The organism is Magnetospirillum sp. WYHS-4, assembly GCA_039908345.1.
In the GTDB taxonomy this organism is placed as follows: Bacteria; Pseudomonadota; Alphaproteobacteria; order Rhodospirillales; family GLO-3; genus JAMOBD01.
Genome location: JAMOBD010000009.1, coordinates 16,151 through 30,720 on the forward strand (window position 1 = coordinate 16,151; position 14,570 = coordinate 30,720).

A 14,570-nucleotide genomic window follows, 5' to 3' on the forward strand; every position below is an offset into this window, starting at 1 on the left:
CGACGCTATTCCCGCTCCACCGTCAGCTTGAGGAAGTGGGTGGCGCAGGAAATGCAGGGATCGTAGTTGCGGATGGTCTGTTCGCAGCGGAGGGTCAGTTTGTCGTCGGGCATGTCGAGGTTATGGGCCACCACGTGGCGCAGGTCTTCCTCGATCTGTTTCTGGTTCTGGGCCGTCGGGGGCACGATACGCGCCAATTCGACCCGCCCCTCGCGGTCCAGGCGATAGTGGTGGAAGCAGATGCCGCGCGGCGCCTCGGTGCAGCCGTAGCCCACCCCCTTCTTGGCCGTGACCTGGACGCAAGACGCATCGGGCTCCTCGTAGGCCTTGACCAGCCGCAGAGCCTCTTCGCAGGCATAAAGGGTCTCGATCATCCGGATCAGGAGACTTTGGTAAGGGTTGTTGCAGACCTTGCCCAGCCCGGCTTCCTTGGCGGTGCGCTTGGCCAGCGCGGAAAGCTGGGAATAATTGTTGTTGTAGCGAGCGTTCGGCCCCACCAGGTAGTTGGCCGGGCCTTCCTTGGCGAACCCATGCAAGGCATTGGAATGGCGGACGTGTTCCTCGTCGAAGTGATCGAAGAACTGGGTCAGCGGAATGTCGAGCCCCCGGTTTGAAACGATGCGCCCTTCGCAGATGGCATACTCGTCCGGATGGCGTAGCGAAACGCAGGTGTAGTCGTACTCGAAGTCCGGGAAGTCGAAGCCGGCGAAGGCCTGGGTCAGCTCGATGGAAGCCTGGATGCCCCATTCCAGTTCGGGGATGAGGGCGCGCAGCTTCTCCTTGCGCGGCGTGCCCCAGAAGCCGCCCACCTTCAGGTTCACCGGATGGATGGATCGCCCGCCGATGACTTCCAGCAGCGAATTGCCGAGCTTCTTCAGGCGTAAAGCCTTTTCCACCAGGGCCGGGTTCTTGGCGGCGATCTGGATGGCGTCGTCCAGGCCCAGGAAGTCGGGGGCGTGCAGCATGGCGGCGTGCAGGACGTGGCTTTCGATCCATTCGCCGCAATAGGAGATGCGGCGCAGGTCGCGCAACGGACCGGTCACGGTGACGCCCAGGGCGTCTTCCATGGCTTGGCTGGCGCCCATGATGTAGGCCATGGGGCAGATGCCGCAGATGCGCGCCGTGATGTCGGGCACGTCCGAATACATCCGCCCGCGCAAGAAGGCCTCGAAGAAGCGGGGCGGCTCGAAGATGCGGAACTTGATGTCCTGGATCTCGCCGCCCTTGACCCGCACGTAGAGGGCGCCCTCGCCTTCCACGCGCGCCAGGGCATCCACCTTGAGGGTCCGGGTCTTGGCCGGGGCCTTGGGCTTATTCATGGGCCTCGCTCTCCCTGCGGAAGGCTTCCGCGTTGGCGGTGAAGCCGCGATAGAAATGCTTGATCTGGCGCTTGCCCATGCCGTGGGCGGCCAGCTGCTTGCTCAGCGACGCCGTGTTCGGCGTTTCCTTGGGGCCGAAGCAGCCGAAGCAGCCCCGTTCGCAAGACGGGCAGACATTGCCGCAGCCGGCCTGGGTCACGGGGCCCAGGCAGGGCTGGCCCTGGGAAACCATGACGCAGACGGTGCCCTGGCGCTTGCACTCGATGCATTGGCTGTAGGTGGGCACGTTGGGCTTGCGGCCGTTCAGGGTGGCGTTGAGCAGTTCCAGCAATTGTTCCTTGGAAATCGGGCAGCCGCGCAGTTCGAAGTCCACCGGCACGAAATCCTGGATGGGCGAGGCGTGGCTCAGGGTCTCGATGTATTCCGGATGGGCGTAGACCGCATGGATGAAGGAGGTCACGTCCTTGAAGTTCCGCAGGGCCTGGATGCCGCCCGCGGTGGCGCAGGCGCCGATGGTTATCAGCACCCGGGACTGCTTGCGGATATGGACGATGCGTTCCACTTCTTCCGGCGTGGTCACCGAACCTTCGACCAGCGACACGTCGTAGGGACCGGCGATGCGGGCCCGGGTCGCCTCCAGGAAGTAGCCGATCTCGACTTCGCCCAGGACGGCCAGCAGTTCGTCCTCGCAATCCAGCAAGGACAATTGGCAGCCGTCGCAAGACGAGAATTTCCAAACCGCGAGCCGGGGTTTCTTCCGTGCCGGAGCCATGGTCAGATCTCCCTCACCTGGAAGATGTCGCGGATGGTATCGAAGCGGAACACCGGCCCGTCCTTGCAGACGAACTTGGGCCCGAACTGGCAGTGGCCGCAGAAACCCACGGCGCACTTCATGTTGCGTTCCATGGACACCCAGATGCGGTCGTCGCCGACGCCGCGCTGGTTCAGGGCCTGGATGGTGAAGCGCATCATCACCTCGGGCCCGCAGACCAGGACGGTGGCGTTGGCCGGATCGAAATCGGCGCGCGGGATCAGCTTGGGCACCACGCCCACGTTGCCCTGCCATTCGGTGCCAGCGGCATCCACCGTCACGTCCACGTAGGTGTCGATGCGCGAACGCCAGCCTTCCAGTTCCTTGCGGAACAGGATATCGGCCGGCGTCCGGGCCCCATAAAGGATGATGAAGCGGCCGTACTTCTTGCGGTTGGCCAGCACGTGGTAGATGGCCGGGCGCAAGGGGGCCAGGCCGATGCCGCCGGTGACGATCACCACGTCGGCGCCTTCGGCTTCCTTCATCGGCCAGGCGCTGCCGAAGGGGCCGCGCACGCCGACCATGTCGCCCGCCGCGAGGCCGGTGAGCGCGTTGGAGACCCCACCCACGGCGCGGATGGTATGGACCAGCACCCCGCCGTCGGCGGCATCGCCGCTGATGCTGATCGGCACCTCGCCGATACCGAACTGGTAGAGCATGTTGAACTGGCCCGGCTGGAACGCGAAAGGCCTGCGGCCTTCCGCCGGAACCAGGTCGAGGGTGAAGGTGTCGGCCAACTCGCGGCGGACGCGCGTCACCTTGAAAGGCGTGGGGATCATCGGATCGACCATGGCGTCCCCGCTTTCCCCTACTTCTTCTTCGACCGGGACCGGCGTTCCGCCGGCTGGCCATAGAGATCGAGCAACTGCAGGCGGGCGGCCCCCACCCGTTCGGCCATCACCGGGATGAAGCGCTTGAACAGTTCGTAGCCCAGGGAATGGTCCTTTTCCAGCTTGCCGCGCAGGCACTTGGCGTCCAGGCTGATGACTCGGGTCAGTTCCACCGCGCGTACGTCGAAGGTCCAGGTATAGGGCTGCACCATCCAGGACCAGCCGAAGATGTCTCCCTTGCGCAGGGTCTCCAGCACCATGGGGTCATGGCCCGGCGCATGCAACTCGACCGCCACCGTGCCGTGGCGGATCAGGTAGAACTTGTCGGCCGGCTCGCCCTCGCGGAAGACGTACTCGTCGGCATCGAAGACCTCGTTCTTGGCGCAGCCGGACAGCAACTCGCGGTCCTTGGATTCCATGCCGTCGAAGAACGGGTGTTCGGCCAATTCCTTGCCCATGCCCTCGATCTGGACCATGTCATGCCCTCCCGTCGCTGTCCCGGATGGCCCGGGCTTCCTCGGTGATGTCGATGCCCACCGGGCACCAGGTGATGCAGCGCCCGCAGCCCACGCAGCCCGATGTCCCGAACTGGTCGTGCCAGGCGGACAGCTTGTGGATCATCCACTGGCGGTAGCGGGCCTTGGCGTCGCGCCGGATGGGCCCGCCGTGGATGTAGCTGAAGTCCACGGTGAAGCAGGAATCCCACTTGCGCACCCGCTCGGCGGAATCGCCCTTCAGGTCGGTCACGTCCTCCACCGTGGTGCAGAAGCAGGTGGGGCAGACCATCGTACAGTTGGCGCAGTTCAGGCAGCGCTTGGCGACCTCGTCCCAACGGGCGTGGGTCGGGTTGGCCTTCAGCACCACGCCGATATCGTCCGGCACCGTCCGGGTCATCGATTTGGCGCAGGCGTCCGAACGCTTGGCCGCCGCCTTGCGGTCGGCGTCCTCGGCCGGCCGGCCCTTCAGCTTGGGCAGCAGGCGGGCGCCTTTCTCCGAGCCGGCCTCGACGAGGAACTCGTGGCGCTTGCCGTCCACCAGTTCGGTAAGGGCGAGGTCGTACCCGGCCGAGGCCCTGGGCCCGGTGTTCATCGAGGCGCAGAAGCAGGTCGCCGCCGCCCGCCCGCAATTGACGGCCACCAGGAAGGCGCCCTTGCGCCGCAGCAGGTAGCCGGAATCGGTGAACTGGCCGTTGTCGAAGACCTTGTCGTGGATGGCGATCGCCGCCAGTTCGCAAGGGCGCACCCCGACCAGCGCCATGCGCTCGGCTTCCACCTTGTCGCCGAGGATGAAGCCGCGACCCTTGCGCACCGCCGTCCAGAGAGTCTGTACCGGCGGATAGAGGAAGCGCTTCCAGGAGTGAGGTCCGACCACATGGTCGAACAGGGCGGGGCTCTTGGATTTCTTCAGGCGGTAATGGCCGCCTTCCTGTTCGTCCGTCCAACCGCCCGGCAGGTCGGCGGCCGAAGCGACAGGGCCATAGACCACGGCGCCGGCCTCGACACGCGGGCCCAGGGTCGCATAGCCCTCCCGGCTCAGCGCCTTGACCAGCGCGTCGATACCGTCGAGACCGACGATCACCGCTTCGCCTGCGGGGTTCTTCTTGGCTGCCATGCAATCCCCCTTCTCCGCCCAGCGATCCCATGATTGTCGCCGAACCCGCGCGATTCGTAAACATCATTTCCGGAAAGGGTTACCTCTTGATGACACGGGGATGCCCAAACGCTGCCACAATCGCGCTCTCATAATGACGCATGCGATGGCGAATTCTGGCCCTGTCCGCCTTGTTGGCGGCTTGCACGCCGGTCCACTGGAGCAAGCCGGGTGCCGGCTTGACCGATCTCCAGGACGACCGGACCGATTGCCGCCGCGCCGCCATGGACCAAGCCTGGCGGGAGGAACGGCTGTCATTCTGGGGGCGGCCGGCATGGATGGGCTCGCGATTCGCTTCTCCGGCCTTTTCCTTCCACCGTCGGCCTTCCCTGCTTGACCGCATGATGCACGAGGACGAACTGGCGTCCTTCTGTCTGCGCAACAAGGGCTGGAAGCTGGAATCCGTTCAGGACGGCAAATAGCGGAGCGGGTCCACAGGCTGCTTGCCCTTGCGGACCTCGAAATGCAACTGCGGCGCCTTGACGCCGCCGGTGGCCCCGACGCGGGCGATGGTCTGGCCCTTGGCGACCGTCTCGCCGCGCTTGACCAGGATTTCCTCGGTATGGGCGTAGGCGGTGGTGACGCCGTCGGAATGCTTTATCAGCACCAGATTGCCGAAGCCGCGCAGTTCGTTGCCGACATAGGCGATGACGCCGTCCTCGGCCGCCAGGATCGGCGTTCCGGCCGACGCGGCGATATTGATCCCGTCGTTCTGCAGCCCCTTCTCCTTGGGCCCGAAGCCGGACAGAACCTTGCCCTTGACCGGCCACGCAAAGCCCTTGCCCGAAACCGGTGGCGGTTCGGGCAGGCTGGGACGAGGCGGGGGCGGGGGGGCGTCGGCGACCGCAGCACCCGGGGCCTGTCCGACATCGATGGGAGGCGGCAAGGGGGCAACGGGGGCTTGGCTGGCCGGCATGGCCGGGGGCGGCAGCGGTGCCGGCGCCGGACCGGCCGGAGCCGTGGGTGGCGGCAGAGCCTCGATACCCATGCTGGAAGGCGCGGTGTAGGTATCCCTGTCCTTGGGCGGTTCCAGGGTCACGCCTTCCACGCGCGGCACCGGCTGCGCGGCGGGCGGTGGCGCCGCCTGTGCCGTGACGGCGCCACCGCCCGTTGCCGAGCCGGGAATGCGCAGCCGCTGGCCCATCAGCACCTTGTAGGGCGGCGAAAGGCCGTTCAGGCGCGCCATCTCATAGCTGTCGACATTATGGAAGCGCGCGATGGCATGCAGTCCCTCTCCCTTCTGGACCACGTGTTCGCGGTCGCGCGGCAGGACGATGCGCTGCCCCACTTTAAGCGTATAGGGGGCCTTGAGGCCGTTGGCGTCGATGATGGCGCGCGCCGAAACGCCGTGCCGCTTGGCCAGGCCGTGGACGGAGTCGCCCTTGCCGACCGTCACCGCTTCCGCCCCGGCGAACATGGAACTCGTTTCGGCCGGCTGGGCGGGCTGGGATACCTGGCCTTGGCCGCCGCGCGGCGGCCATTCCACGTAGGCGCAGCCGGAAACCAGAAGTCCCGTCGCCGCCGCCAGCAGGAGTCCTCGCAAGTTCCGCATGGGCCGATTATCGCCAAAAGTCATGACAGAGCCAAGCCCGCGACGAGAGGAACGAAGCGGACCGGCCCCAGGTCCTCGGTCTCGTAGCCTTCCTCGGTGCGCACCACCTTGACCAGGCGCTGGTCGTGGTCGGCGTGTTCCTCGGTCTCGTGGTAGCCCACGGGCACCACCATGATGCCGCCCAACGCCATCTGGGCCACCAGTACCGGCGGCACGTCGTGGGCCGCCGCGGTCACCATGATGCGATCGAAGGGCGCCTGCTCGGGCCAGCCGCGGCTGCCGTCGCCGGCCAGGGTCACGACGTTGGACAGACGCAGGTCGGCGAATCGCCTTTCCGCGTCGCGCAGCAGTTCCCGATGGCGTTCGATGGTGAAGACGCGCCGGGCCAGGCGGGCCAGGATCGATGTCTGGTAGCCCGATCCTGTGCCCACTTCCAGCACCTTCATGCGGTCGCCGACGTCGAGGGCCTGGGTCATCAAGGCGACAACCTCGGGTTGGCTCACGGTCTGGTGGCGGCCGATGGGCAGGGTGACATTATCGTAGGCCTTGGCGCGGAAAGGGGCGGGAACGAACATTTCGCGCGGGACCCGCTCCAGCGCTTCCAGGACCCGGAGATCGCGGATGCCCGAACGGCGCAGTTCCATCACCAGATGGACCTTGGCGGCGGCCATGTCGTCGGTCACCGGAAGGCCTCCGGAAGGGAACGGGCGCCGTGCATGATGCGGAGAATCCATAACTGATCGAAAGTCACGCGATAGACGACAATATAGGGAAGATCGGACATCACAAGCTCGCGCGTGCCCACGATCCGTCCGGGCCGGCCACGGTTGGGGAATTCCGCGAGGGAAGCCACGGAATCCCGTATCCGCTCATCGAGCCGTGCCGCCGCAGGTGGGTTTTTGATGTCGAGATAGTCCATGATCGCGTTCAGGTCGCACCTTGCGGGAATCGACCATCTCACGAGCATCATGCCGGTCCCCGCCTCTGGGCCCGGTGGCGATCCAGGTCGGCTAGAATGTCTTCGTGGGAGACAAGCTCCCCGCGTTCGGCGGCCGCAATGCCTTCCTCGACGGCGGCGATGAAGGCCGCCTCGTCGGCCACGTAGCGTTCGATGGCTTCCGCGGCCAGAAAGGACTTGCTGCGGCGGGTGGCCTTGGAAAGGGATTCCAGCCTCGACTTGGTTTCCTGACCGAGGCGTACCGTCACCACGGCACTGCTCATAAAGGGCTCCAATTCCGGTTGATTCTCATGTACACACTAGCATCCCGCCGACCTTACCGGAAGGCCTCCCGCAGCGCTTTCAGCATGGGGGCGTGGGTCATGTCCATGCTCAGGGGCGTGACGGCGATGGCGCCGCGCAGCACAGCCTCCAGGTCGGTATGCTTCCTGTGGCGGTCCTCCTGGCGCTGGGCGCCGATCCAGTAGTAGGCGTCGCCGCGCGGGTCGCGCCCGGCGACGATCTCGCCGCCCGGTTTGCGACGGCCCTGGCGGGTGATCTCGATTCCGCTCACCGTCTCGGCCGCCACATCGGGAAAATTGACGTTCATCAGCACCCCTTCGGGCCAGGGCAGGCGAGCCAGTCCCTTCAGCACCTCGGGCAGCCAGCGCTCGGCGGTCGACCAGCGGGCGTTGCCCTCCGCGTCCGTCACCAAGCTGAGCGCCACAGCGGGATAGCCCAGCAGAGTCGCTTCCATGGCGGCGGCGATGGTGCCCGAATAGGTCACGTCCTCGCCCAGGTTGCCGCCCCGGTTGATGCCGGACAGCACCAAGTCGGGCCTGCGTCCTTGTTCCTTCATGATCCGGTTGACGCCCAGCAGGGCCGCATCGGTGGGCGTGCCGTCGACCGCATAGCGGCGGCCGGAGACATGGCGGATGCGCAAAGGCCGGCGCAGCGTCAGGGAGTGCCCGGCGCCGCTCTGTTCGGTCTCGGGCGCGGCAATCCACAACTCGGCCACCAGGGGAGCGACGATCCTTTCCAGATGCCCGAGGCCGGGGGCGTCGATGCCGTCGTCGTTGCACAGCAGGACGACGGCCTTCGCCAGGTCGGGCACCCGGTCACGCATGGGGCTTGATGACCTCGATGCCCATGAAGGGCCGGAGAACCTCGGGCACCACGACGGAACCGTCGGCTTGCTGGTAGTTCTCCAGGATGGCGACCAGGGTCCGCCCCACCGCGAGGCCGGACCCGTTGAGAGTATGGACGAAGCGGGTGTCCTTCTCGCCCTTCTTGCGGCACCTGGCCTTCATGCGCCGGGCCTGGAAATCGCCGCAATTGGAACAAGACGAAATCTCGCGGTAGCGGTTCTGGCCCGGCAGCCAGACTTCCAGGTCGTAGGTCTTGCGGGCGGAAAAGCCCATGTCGCCGGTACATAGCGCCACCTTGCGATAAGGCAGCAGCAGGGCGCGCAGGATGCCTTCGGCGCAAGACGTCATGCGTTCCAGTTCCAGGTCGGAGGCCTCGGGCACCACCACGCTCACCAGTTCCACCTTGGTGAACTGGTGCTGGCGGATCATGCCGCGGGTGTCCTTGCCCGCGGCGCCGGCCTCGGAACGGAAGCACCAGGTCATGGCGGTATAGCGAAGCGGCAGTTTTTCCGCGTCCAGGATCGAATCGGCCGCCAGGTTGGTCAGCGGAACCTCGGCGGTGGGGATCAGCCAGTAGCCGTTCTCGGTCCGGAACAGGTCGGCGGCGAACTTGGGCAACTGGCCGGTGCCGAAACAGGCCTCGTCCTTGACCAGGGCCGGCGGGTTGACTTCGGTATAGCCGAACTTGCCGGTATGCATGTCGAGCATGAAATTGGCGATGGCCCGTTCCAGCCGCGCCAGTTCGCCCTTCAGCACCACGAAGCGGGCGCCGGAGATCCGGGAAGCGGCATCGAAATCCATCAGGCCCAGCGTCTCGCCGATCTCGAAATGCTCCTTGGGCGCGAAGGCCAAGGGGGTTGGGCTGCCCCAGCGAGAGATCTCGACGTTGGCCGATTCGTCGGGTCCGACGGGGACGTCGGTACCCGGCAGGTTGGGAATCGTGGCGAGCGCTCTGTCCAATTCCGCCGTCGCCTGCTTGGCTTCCTCCTCGACCGCCGCTTGCTCGTCCTTGGAGCGGGCGACATCGGCCATGACGGCGGAGGCGTCCTCGCCCTTGGCCTTCTTCTGGCCGATTTCCTTGGACAGGCTGTTGCGCCGGGCCTGGATTTCCTGGGCCCGGGTCTGGGCTCCGCGTCGCCGGGCGTCCAAGTCCAGCAAAGCCGCCGCCTGAGGTGTCAAGCCGCGCTTGACCAGCCCGGCGTCGAAGGCTTCGGGATTGTCGCGGATCAGTTTTATGTCGTGCATGGAAGCCACCCGGACGAAGGAAGGTGCCGACCCTTATACGGCCAAGGCGCGGGGGCGTCCAGAGCGCTGGCCCCCGGGTTAACCGTCTGGAAAGAGTCGGGGCGCTATCCTGGGTATCGGGGGAAGTTTCCCCTCCCTTTCCCCCGCCTGGGCTGGCATGGCCCATGCGGGGATCGGGACAGGACCCCAGGCAATGGGAGGCCGCCATGCAATTCCACTCTTGTCCCGACTGCGAGACCGGCTGGCGCTATGCCGACGAGTTGGCCGCCCGGCACCGTACCGGAGCCCAAGGCGGCTTGGTGCGCTGCCCTACCTGCGGCGGCACGGGCCGCATCGACGGCCGGCAATATCTGTCGGCCCGCTTCGGCCGGGCGGAAGGCCGGACCTACTGGTGAGAATCTAACGTTTGGTGCCCACGCTTAACGGCGGCAATGATTTTTTCCGGGTCGGCGGTCCAGACGAAGGGCCTCGGGGATTGGTTGTGCTGGCGGATGTAATTTCGGATGGCCTCCTGGAGATCGCCGACCGACGTGAAGACGCCGCGCCGGATGCGCCTGCGGGTGATGATTGAGAAGAAGCCCTCGACGGCGTTGAGCCAGGAGGCGGAGGTGGGGGTGAAATGGAAGAACCATCGCGGATGATCTGCCCTGATCGCCGCCCGCGAGGCCAACACCCTGGTGCTGGTCCATCGGCGGCAGTTGCTCGACCAGTGGGTGGCCCGGCTGGGCACCTTCCTGGACCTGCCACCCGAGGCCATCGGCCAGATCGGCGGCGGCAAGCGCAAGCCGACGGGAATCGTCGACGTGGCGGTCATCCAGAGCCTGCTCCGCAAGGGCGAGGCGGACGACCTCCCGGGCGACTACGGCCATCTGGTGGTGGACGAATGCCATCACCTCTCGGCGGTCGGCTTCGAGGCGGTGGTCCCGCGTTGCAAGGCCCGGTACGTGCTCGGCCTGTCGGCCACCGTGACCCGCAAGGACGGCCACCATCCCATCGTCTTCATGCAGTGCTGCCCGGTGCGCTTCCGGGTCGACGCCCGGAAGCAGGCCTCGCTGCGGCCCTTCCGGCACCGCGTGGCGGTCCGGCGCACCGGCTTTCGTCCGTCGCCGGCAATGGCGGAGGGGCGCCCGGCCATCCAGGACCTCTATGCCGCCCTGGCCGCCGACGAGGGCCGCCTGGATACCCTGTTCCTGACCCTGCCCATCTCCTGGCGCGGCACGCTGGCCCAATACGCCGGGCGCCTGCATCTCCTCCATCCCGACAGGCGCGAGGTCGTCGTTTACGACTACGTGGACGAGGCGGTCCCCGTCCTCGCCCGCATGGCCGCCAAGCGCATGAAAGGATACGCCTATCTCGGCTATGACATCCAACCCACGGCCGAGCTGGAGTGATCCGGACAGATTTCCGTCCTGCCGGTACCATGTCTGGGTGACCATTCTTGCCGGTTGAATGCCGAGACCGGAGACGGCACCATCGGTGCGCGGGCCGATATCCAGGGATGAAGGTGGAGTGGCGATGAATGGGATGCGGATGCTGTTCGGCGACGCGGAGTTCCACGAGGGCGAGGAGTACCGGAAGTTCCAGTACCGGTTCACCTGCGCCATCCTGCTGTTCAGCGTCCTGATCACTGCCATCTTCCAGGTCGCCGTGCTCGAGGGGCAGGCCCAGGCCGATCCATCGTACCTGAACGTCTCGCGCGCCTATCTTGCGATCAGCGTCCTCTATTACGCAGTCCTGCGCGGCCGGCCGTCCCGGCTCGGGCCCGTCGCCTGGACTTACGCCGGCCTGTCCTGGCTGCTGCACCTGAGTACTTTCCTGCTCAACACGCCGGACGAACTGCGGATCGTCTGGTTCGTCCTCAACCTGCCGGGGGTCTATCTGGTCCTCGGCTCGGCGGCCGGCATCGGGTTCACGGTCCTGTCGATGGCGGCGGTCGTGGCGGCGAACGGCTTCCTCGACACGCCCTATTCCTCCACCGCCATCGTCACCTGCCTGATGGGGATGGTCTACCTAAGCGTCTTCTTCCATGCTTTCGCCGCCCGGTCGATCTCGTTCCACCACGCCATGGTGGAGGCCAACCGCAAGCTCGCCGAGATGGCGGCCCGCGATCCGTTGACGGGCCTGTTCAACGCGCGGGCCTATTACCGGCTGTGCGAGGGGGCGCTCCGCCAATCGCAACGCTCGGGACGGCCCTTCGCCATGCTGTTCGTCGACCTGGACCACTTCAAGAGCATCAACGACAAATACGGACACGAGGCAGGCGATACGGTGCTGCGCTCAGTGGCCGAACGCTTGCAGGCGAGCCTGCGCCAAAGCGACATCGTCGGGCGGATCGGCGGCGAGGAGTTCTCGGTCCTGCTGCCCGACAGCGACATGGACGGCGCGCGTGACCTGGCCGAGAAGCTGCGGCTCGACATTGAGGCCCTGATGCCGGACATCGGATCGGAACGCCTCAGGATCACCGCCAGCATCGGCGTCGCCGCCAGCCGTCCCACCCTGATAAGCATCGCCGAGGTCCAGAGCCAGGCCGACGAGGCCATGTATGTCGCCAAGCGGCAGGGGCGCAACCGCGTCACCTGCATCGGCGATGGCACCGCGCCGGGACCGGCATGAACGGCTATTAAGGAGGCGGTCTCGAGTTCGGCGACGCAGGTGAAAACGCCATGCCGGATGGAGGCGTATGGCCGTCATTCGGCCGCGCTTTCGATGACCGCCAGATCGGGGCGCTGCTTGCGGGGCGGTCGGCCGTTCAGCACCATGAAGGCGACAAGGCCGATCACCAGCCCCCAGAATGCTTGGCGGCCGAGGCGAGGAACGTTATCAGCGCCGCCTCGCGGGACGCAGGCTCCGCCGATGAAGGTCGCGGGGAAAGAGCTGGCCGGAATCGTTTGGACAGTTCCCGGCGTCGGATAAGTGGATTGCCTGCCGGCTTTCGTCTGCCGTCGCCTGCGGCAGGGTGTCGGCCGCTGCATGCCGAAGCACACTCACCAGGAATTCATCAAGCTTCTCAACGCGGTCGAGCGGGCGATCCCGACAGGCAAGATTATCCACGCCATCGCCGACAACTACGCCACCCACAAGCACCCCAAGGTCAGGGAGTGGTTGGCAGATCATCCGCGATGGTTCTTCCATTTCACCCCCACCTCCGCCTCCTGGCTCAACGCCGTCGAGGGCTTCTTATCAATCATCACCCGAACAGCGCCGCGAGGACCTCTTCCCGGCGGGTGGGCATGACCGATCCTTGAAGTGTGTGACTAGGGGGCGTACATTTTCACAAGGACAACCGGAGTACCCGCCATGCCCAGGACCGCCCAACGGCAAGAACGCGTCAGCCTGCGCTTAAGCCCGCAGTCGAAGCGGAAGCTGGAACGCGCCGCCGCCTATTCGGACAAGACGCTGACCGACTTCGTGGTCGATGTGGCACTGCAGAAGGCGGAGGCGGTGGTGCGCGAGCACGAGATGATCACACTCACGCCCGAGGAATGGGAGCGGTTCCAGGAAATGCTCCTCAATCCGCCGGAGCCGAACGAGAAGCTCAAGGAGGCTTTCGCCTGGTACGCCCGGGTGACCGGCGGATGAGCGAATTCCATCCGCCCCGCGTCGAGCCGCTGGGGCCGCATCACGACCGGAACGTCTTCTCCTGCGGGGAACCTGCCCTCGACGACTACCTCCGGAACCATGCGGGCCAGGACAGCCGCCGGAACGTCACCAGCGTGTTCGTGGCGGTGGGGGACGCCCCGGCGACCATCATCGGCTACTACACCCTGAGCGCCGCCAGCTTCAGCCGGAACGACCTGCCTGACGCCTTGGCCCGCAAGCTGCCCCGCTATCCGATTCCGGCGGCCCTGATCGGCCGTCTGGCCGTGGACAAACGTTTCCGGGGACAACTCTACGGCAGGTTCCTGCTGATCAACGCCTTCGAACGAATCATGCGGGCCAGCGAGGCCCTGGCGGTCCATGCCATCGTGGTCGAAGCCAAGGACGAGAAGGCGGAAGCCTTCTACAGGCGGTATGGCTTCGAGGCCTTTTCCGGGCAGTCCCGCCGCCTGTTCCTGCCCCTTGCCAGACTCAAGGCGCGGTCCTGACGGGCTCCCGCCAGTGGCGGACCACCAGCCGGGGCAGTTCGGCGATCCATTTCTGGGCGGCGCCGGACACGTCGAGGCGCTTCCTGACGGTGACCTGGGGGACCATGATGAACATCGGCACGGTGGCCAGCCCGCGCCCGGTGCGGAGGGCCGATTCACTGGCCTTCCCGAAACCGCCCCGCTTGCCGGCACGGGCGTGCCGGTTCTCGGCGACCAGGAGCGACGGCCCGCCGCGCCGGTAGATGAAGCGAAAATGGTTTCGCCAGATTTGGGAGTGGATAGCGGGGGCCCGGACACGCTATGATGGGGACGTGCCCGCCCGGTGACGGGCGGACGGAGCGACGGAGTGCTGCGAACACCCCGCCGCCCCCGGCCGGTTTCGACATTCGGCCATGGAGAGAGGAATCGGAATCGCCGTCCTGGCGGTGCTGCTGGCCTGTCCGGCCGGCGCCGCCGAAGTCCTGGACGGGGCCCCTACCGGGCTCGCGTCGTCCGGGTGGTGGATGGCGACACCTTCGAGGCGCGCATCCGCATCTGGCTGGACCAGGACTTTGTCCGCCTCGGCCGATAGGTCCTGCGCCGCCTTGATGGCGCGGATGAAGGTGTCCCCCGAGACTGAGCGGAAGGTGGCGAGCACCGAGGAGGCGTCCATCACTCCCTCGGCGGTGGCCATGGTGGAGGCCTCCATGGCGTCGGCGAGGTCGTTCAGTTCCTGCCGTGCGCCTGGCGGGCATCGACGCCCCCGAATTGCGGGGCCCTTGCGCAGAGGCCGGGCGGGCGGCGCAAGAAGGCCTGCGCGCCTTGCTGCCCGATTCCGTCCGCCTGGTCGACATGAAGCGCGACAAGTACGGCGGCCGGGTGGTGGCGGCGGTACGCCTGGCCGACGGCAGCCGCCTGCAACCGGGCGGGGAGGCCTGGTTTCGGGCTTGCGGAAAATAGAAGGGGGCTGTCCGATTCCGTAGCTTGATCGCGGGCCCGGCGGCGAGGATGATG

The 14,570-nt window shown here is 66.4% G+C and carries 20 protein-coding genes and 2 pseudogenes; 8 read left to right on the top strand and 14 right to left on the bottom strand.

Features of this window, described 5'->3' with window-relative positions; all coding sequences use genetic code 11:
• Positions 1–5 precede the first annotated feature (5 nt).
• Genes H7841_04720 through H7841_04740 form a run of 5 tightly spaced genes read right to left on the bottom strand, consistent with a single transcriptional unit; the run spans position 6 to position 4,571 of the window.
• Positions 6–1,319, bottom strand: a complete 1,314-nt coding sequence (locus H7841_04720) for a nickel-dependent hydrogenase large subunit (GenBank protein MEO5336186.1) — start codon at positions 1,317–1,319, stop codon at positions 6–8.
• Entirely contained in the window at positions 1,312–2,091 is a 780-nt protein-coding gene (locus tag H7841_04725) for an oxidoreductase (GenBank protein ID MEO5336187.1), read from the bottom strand. Before H7841_04725 ends, H7841_04720 begins: the two co-directional genes overlap by 8 nt.
• Positions 2,092–2,093: 2 nt before the next feature.
• On the bottom strand, positions 2,094–2,921 hold the full coding sequence (locus tag H7841_04730) for an FAD/NAD(P)-binding protein (protein ID MEO5336188.1): 828 nt from the start codon (positions 2,919–2,921) through the stop codon (positions 2,094–2,096).
• 17 nt (positions 2,922–2,938) lie between these two features.
• Positions 2,939–3,436, bottom strand: coding sequence for a cyclic nucleotide-binding domain-containing protein (locus H7841_04735; GenBank protein MEO5336189.1), 498 nt, complete (start codon positions 3,434–3,436; stop codon positions 2,939–2,941).
• A gap of 1 nt (position 3,437) precedes the next feature.
• Positions 3,438–4,571, bottom strand: coding sequence for a 4Fe-4S dicluster domain-containing protein (locus H7841_04740; protein MEO5336190.1), 1,134 nt, complete (start codon positions 4,569–4,571; stop codon positions 3,438–3,440).
• 140 nt (positions 4,572–4,711) lie between these two features.
• On the opposite strand from H7841_04740, the gene H7841_04745 reads away from it, so the two are divergent.
• Positions 4,712–5,032: a hypothetical protein gene (locus tag H7841_04745; GenBank protein ID MEO5336191.1), complete on the top strand. Its 321-nt coding sequence runs from the start codon at positions 4,712–4,714 to the stop codon at positions 5,030–5,032.
• Here the strand turns inward: H7841_04745 and H7841_04750 are convergent.
• Genes H7841_04750 through serS form a run of 6 tightly spaced genes read right to left on the bottom strand, consistent with a single transcriptional unit; the run spans position 5,017 to position 9,492 of the window.
• A complete protein-coding gene (locus H7841_04750) occupies positions 5,017–6,162 on the bottom strand; it encodes a LysM peptidoglycan-binding domain-containing M23 family metallopeptidase (GenBank protein ID MEO5336192.1) in 1,146 nt (381 codons plus the stop codon). The two genes, H7841_04745 and H7841_04750, sit on opposite strands and share 16 nt — an antisense overlap.
• Positions 6,163–6,182: 20 nt before the next feature.
• The gene (locus tag H7841_04755; protein MEO5336193.1) at positions 6,183–6,833 is read right to left on the bottom strand and encodes a protein-L-isoaspartate(D-aspartate) O-methyltransferase; all 651 of its coding nucleotides are present in this window, start codon (positions 6,831–6,833) and stop codon (positions 6,183–6,185) included.
• An 8-nt stretch (positions 6,834–6,841) separates the two neighbouring features.
• A complete protein-coding gene (locus H7841_04760; GenBank protein ID MEO5336194.1) occupies positions 6,842–7,081 on the bottom strand; it encodes a type II toxin-antitoxin system RelE/ParE family toxin in 240 nt (79 codons plus the stop codon).
• A 47-nt stretch (positions 7,082–7,128) separates the two neighbouring features.
• Positions 7,129–7,383 (bottom strand): hypothetical protein, encoded by a 255-nt coding sequence (locus tag H7841_04765; GenBank protein MEO5336195.1) that lies wholly within the window; start codon positions 7,381–7,383, stop codon positions 7,129–7,131.
• A gap of 53 nt (positions 7,384–7,436) precedes the next feature.
• Entirely contained in the window at positions 7,437–8,225 is a 789-nt protein-coding gene (gene surE / locus H7841_04770) for a 5'/3'-nucleotidase SurE (GenBank protein MEO5336196.1), read from the bottom strand.
• Entirely contained in the window at positions 8,218–9,492 is a 1,275-nt protein-coding gene (gene serS / locus H7841_04775) for a serine--tRNA ligase (GenBank protein MEO5336197.1), read from the bottom strand. Before serS ends, surE begins: the two co-directional genes overlap by 8 nt.
• Before the next feature lie 206 nt (positions 9,493–9,698).
• On the opposite strand from serS, the gene H7841_04780 reads away from it, so the two are divergent.
• Entirely contained in the window at positions 9,699–9,887 is a 189-nt protein-coding gene (locus H7841_04780; GenBank protein MEO5336198.1) for a hypothetical protein, read from the top strand.
• On the opposite strand, the pseudogene H7841_04785 reads toward H7841_04780, so the two are convergent.
• Positions 9,878–10,138 (bottom strand): annotated as a pseudogene (locus tag H7841_04785) (IS630 family transposase). The gene H7841_04780 and the pseudogene H7841_04785 overlap by 10 nt on opposite strands.
• Before the next feature lie 31 nt (positions 10,139–10,169).
• Here H7841_04785 and H7841_04790 point away from each other — a divergent pair.
• From H7841_04790 to H7841_04810, 5 genes and pseudogenes are all read left to right on the top strand, one after another.
• A complete protein-coding gene (locus tag H7841_04790; GenBank protein MEO5336199.1) occupies positions 10,170–10,883 on the top strand; it encodes a DEAD/DEAH box helicase family protein in 714 nt (237 codons plus the stop codon).
• A gap of 124 nt (positions 10,884–11,007) precedes the next feature.
• Positions 11,008–12,105, top strand: a complete 1,098-nt coding sequence (locus H7841_04795) for a GGDEF domain-containing protein (GenBank protein MEO5336200.1) — start codon at positions 11,008–11,010, stop codon at positions 12,103–12,105.
• Positions 12,106–12,450: 345 nt separating this feature from the next.
• Positions 12,451–12,687, top strand: a pseudogene (locus H7841_04800) (transposase).
• Between the two features lie 102 nt (positions 12,688–12,789).
• On the top strand, positions 12,790–13,071 hold the full coding sequence (locus tag H7841_04805; protein ID MEO5336201.1) for a DUF1778 domain-containing protein: 282 nt from the start codon (positions 12,790–12,792) through the stop codon (positions 13,069–13,071).
• Positions 13,068–13,577, top strand: coding sequence for a GNAT family N-acetyltransferase (locus H7841_04810; GenBank protein ID MEO5336202.1), 510 nt, complete (start codon positions 13,068–13,070; stop codon positions 13,575–13,577). Before H7841_04805 ends, H7841_04810 begins: the two co-directional genes overlap by 4 nt.
• On the opposite strand, the gene H7841_04815 is transcribed toward H7841_04810, so the two are convergent.
• Complete coding sequence (locus H7841_04815) at positions 13,561–13,794, bottom strand: DUF6441 family protein (protein MEO5336203.1); 234 nt, start codon at positions 13,792–13,794, stop codon at positions 13,561–13,563. The two genes, H7841_04810 and H7841_04815, sit on opposite strands and share 17 nt — an antisense overlap.
• An 81-nt stretch (positions 13,795–13,875) precedes the next feature.
• Complete coding sequence (locus H7841_04820) at positions 13,876–14,250, bottom strand: hypothetical protein (protein ID MEO5336204.1); 375 nt, start codon at positions 14,248–14,250, stop codon at positions 13,876–13,878.
• 44 nt (positions 14,251–14,294) lie between these two features.
• Between H7841_04820 and H7841_04825 the strand changes: the two genes are divergently transcribed.
• A complete protein-coding gene (locus H7841_04825) occupies positions 14,295–14,516 on the top strand; it encodes a hypothetical protein (protein ID MEO5336205.1) in 222 nt (73 codons plus the stop codon).
• Positions 14,517–14,570: the final 54 nt, after the last annotated feature.

Excerpts from the sequence above, each read along its gene's own strand:
- H7841_04750 (MEO5336192.1), bottom strand. The coding sequence starts at position 6,162 with ATGCGGAACTTGCGAGGACTCCTGCTGGCGGCGGCGACGGGACTTCTG.
- surE (MEO5336196.1), bottom strand. The coding sequence starts at position 8,225 with ATGCGTGACCGGGTGCCCGACCTGGCGAAGGCCGTCGTCCTGCTGTGC.
- H7841_04720 (MEO5336186.1), bottom strand. The coding sequence starts at position 1,319 with ATGAATAAGCCCAAGGCCCCGGCCAAGACCCGGACCCTCAAGGTGGAT.
- H7841_04755 (MEO5336193.1), bottom strand. The coding sequence starts at position 6,833 with ATGGCCGCCGCCAAGGTCCATCTGGTGATGGAACTGCGCCGTTCGGGC.
- H7841_04745 (MEO5336191.1), top strand. The coding sequence starts at position 4,712 with ATGCGATGGCGAATTCTGGCCCTGTCCGCCTTGTTGGCGGCTTGCACG.
- H7841_04780 (MEO5336198.1), top strand. The coding sequence starts at position 9,699 with ATGCAATTCCACTCTTGTCCCGACTGCGAGACCGGCTGGCGCTATGCC.
- H7841_04805 (MEO5336201.1), top strand. The coding sequence starts at position 12,790 with ATGCCCAGGACCGCCCAACGGCAAGAACGCGTCAGCCTGCGCTTAAGC.
- H7841_04795 (MEO5336200.1), top strand. The coding sequence starts at position 11,008 with ATGAATGGGATGCGGATGCTGTTCGGCGACGCGGAGTTCCACGAGGGC.
- H7841_04725 (MEO5336187.1), bottom strand. The coding sequence starts at position 2,091 with ATGGCTCCGGCACGGAAGAAACCCCGGCTCGCGGTTTGGAAATTCTCG.
- H7841_04740 (MEO5336190.1), bottom strand. The coding sequence starts at position 4,571 with ATGGCAGCCAAGAAGAACCCCGCAGGCGAAGCGGTGATCGTCGGTCTC.
- H7841_04765 (MEO5336195.1), bottom strand. The coding sequence starts at position 7,383 with ATGAGCAGTGCCGTGGTGACGGTACGCCTCGGTCAGGAAACCAAGTCG.
- H7841_04730 (MEO5336188.1), bottom strand. The coding sequence starts at position 2,921 with ATGGTCGATCCGATGATCCCCACGCCTTTCAAGGTGACGCGCGTCCGC.
- H7841_04760 (MEO5336194.1), bottom strand. The coding sequence starts at position 7,081 with ATGGACTATCTCGACATCAAAAACCCACCTGCGGCGGCACGGCTCGAT.
- serS (MEO5336197.1), bottom strand. The coding sequence starts at position 9,492 with ATGCACGACATAAAACTGATCCGCGACAATCCCGAAGCCTTCGACGCC.
- H7841_04810 (MEO5336202.1), top strand. The coding sequence starts at position 13,068 with ATGAGCGAATTCCATCCGCCCCGCGTCGAGCCGCTGGGGCCGCATCAC.
- H7841_04820 (MEO5336204.1), bottom strand. The coding sequence starts at position 14,250 with ATGGCCACCGCCGAGGGAGTGATGGACGCCTCCTCGGTGCTCGCCACC.
- H7841_04735 (MEO5336189.1), bottom strand. The coding sequence starts at position 3,436 with ATGGTCCAGATCGAGGGCATGGGCAAGGAATTGGCCGAACACCCGTTC.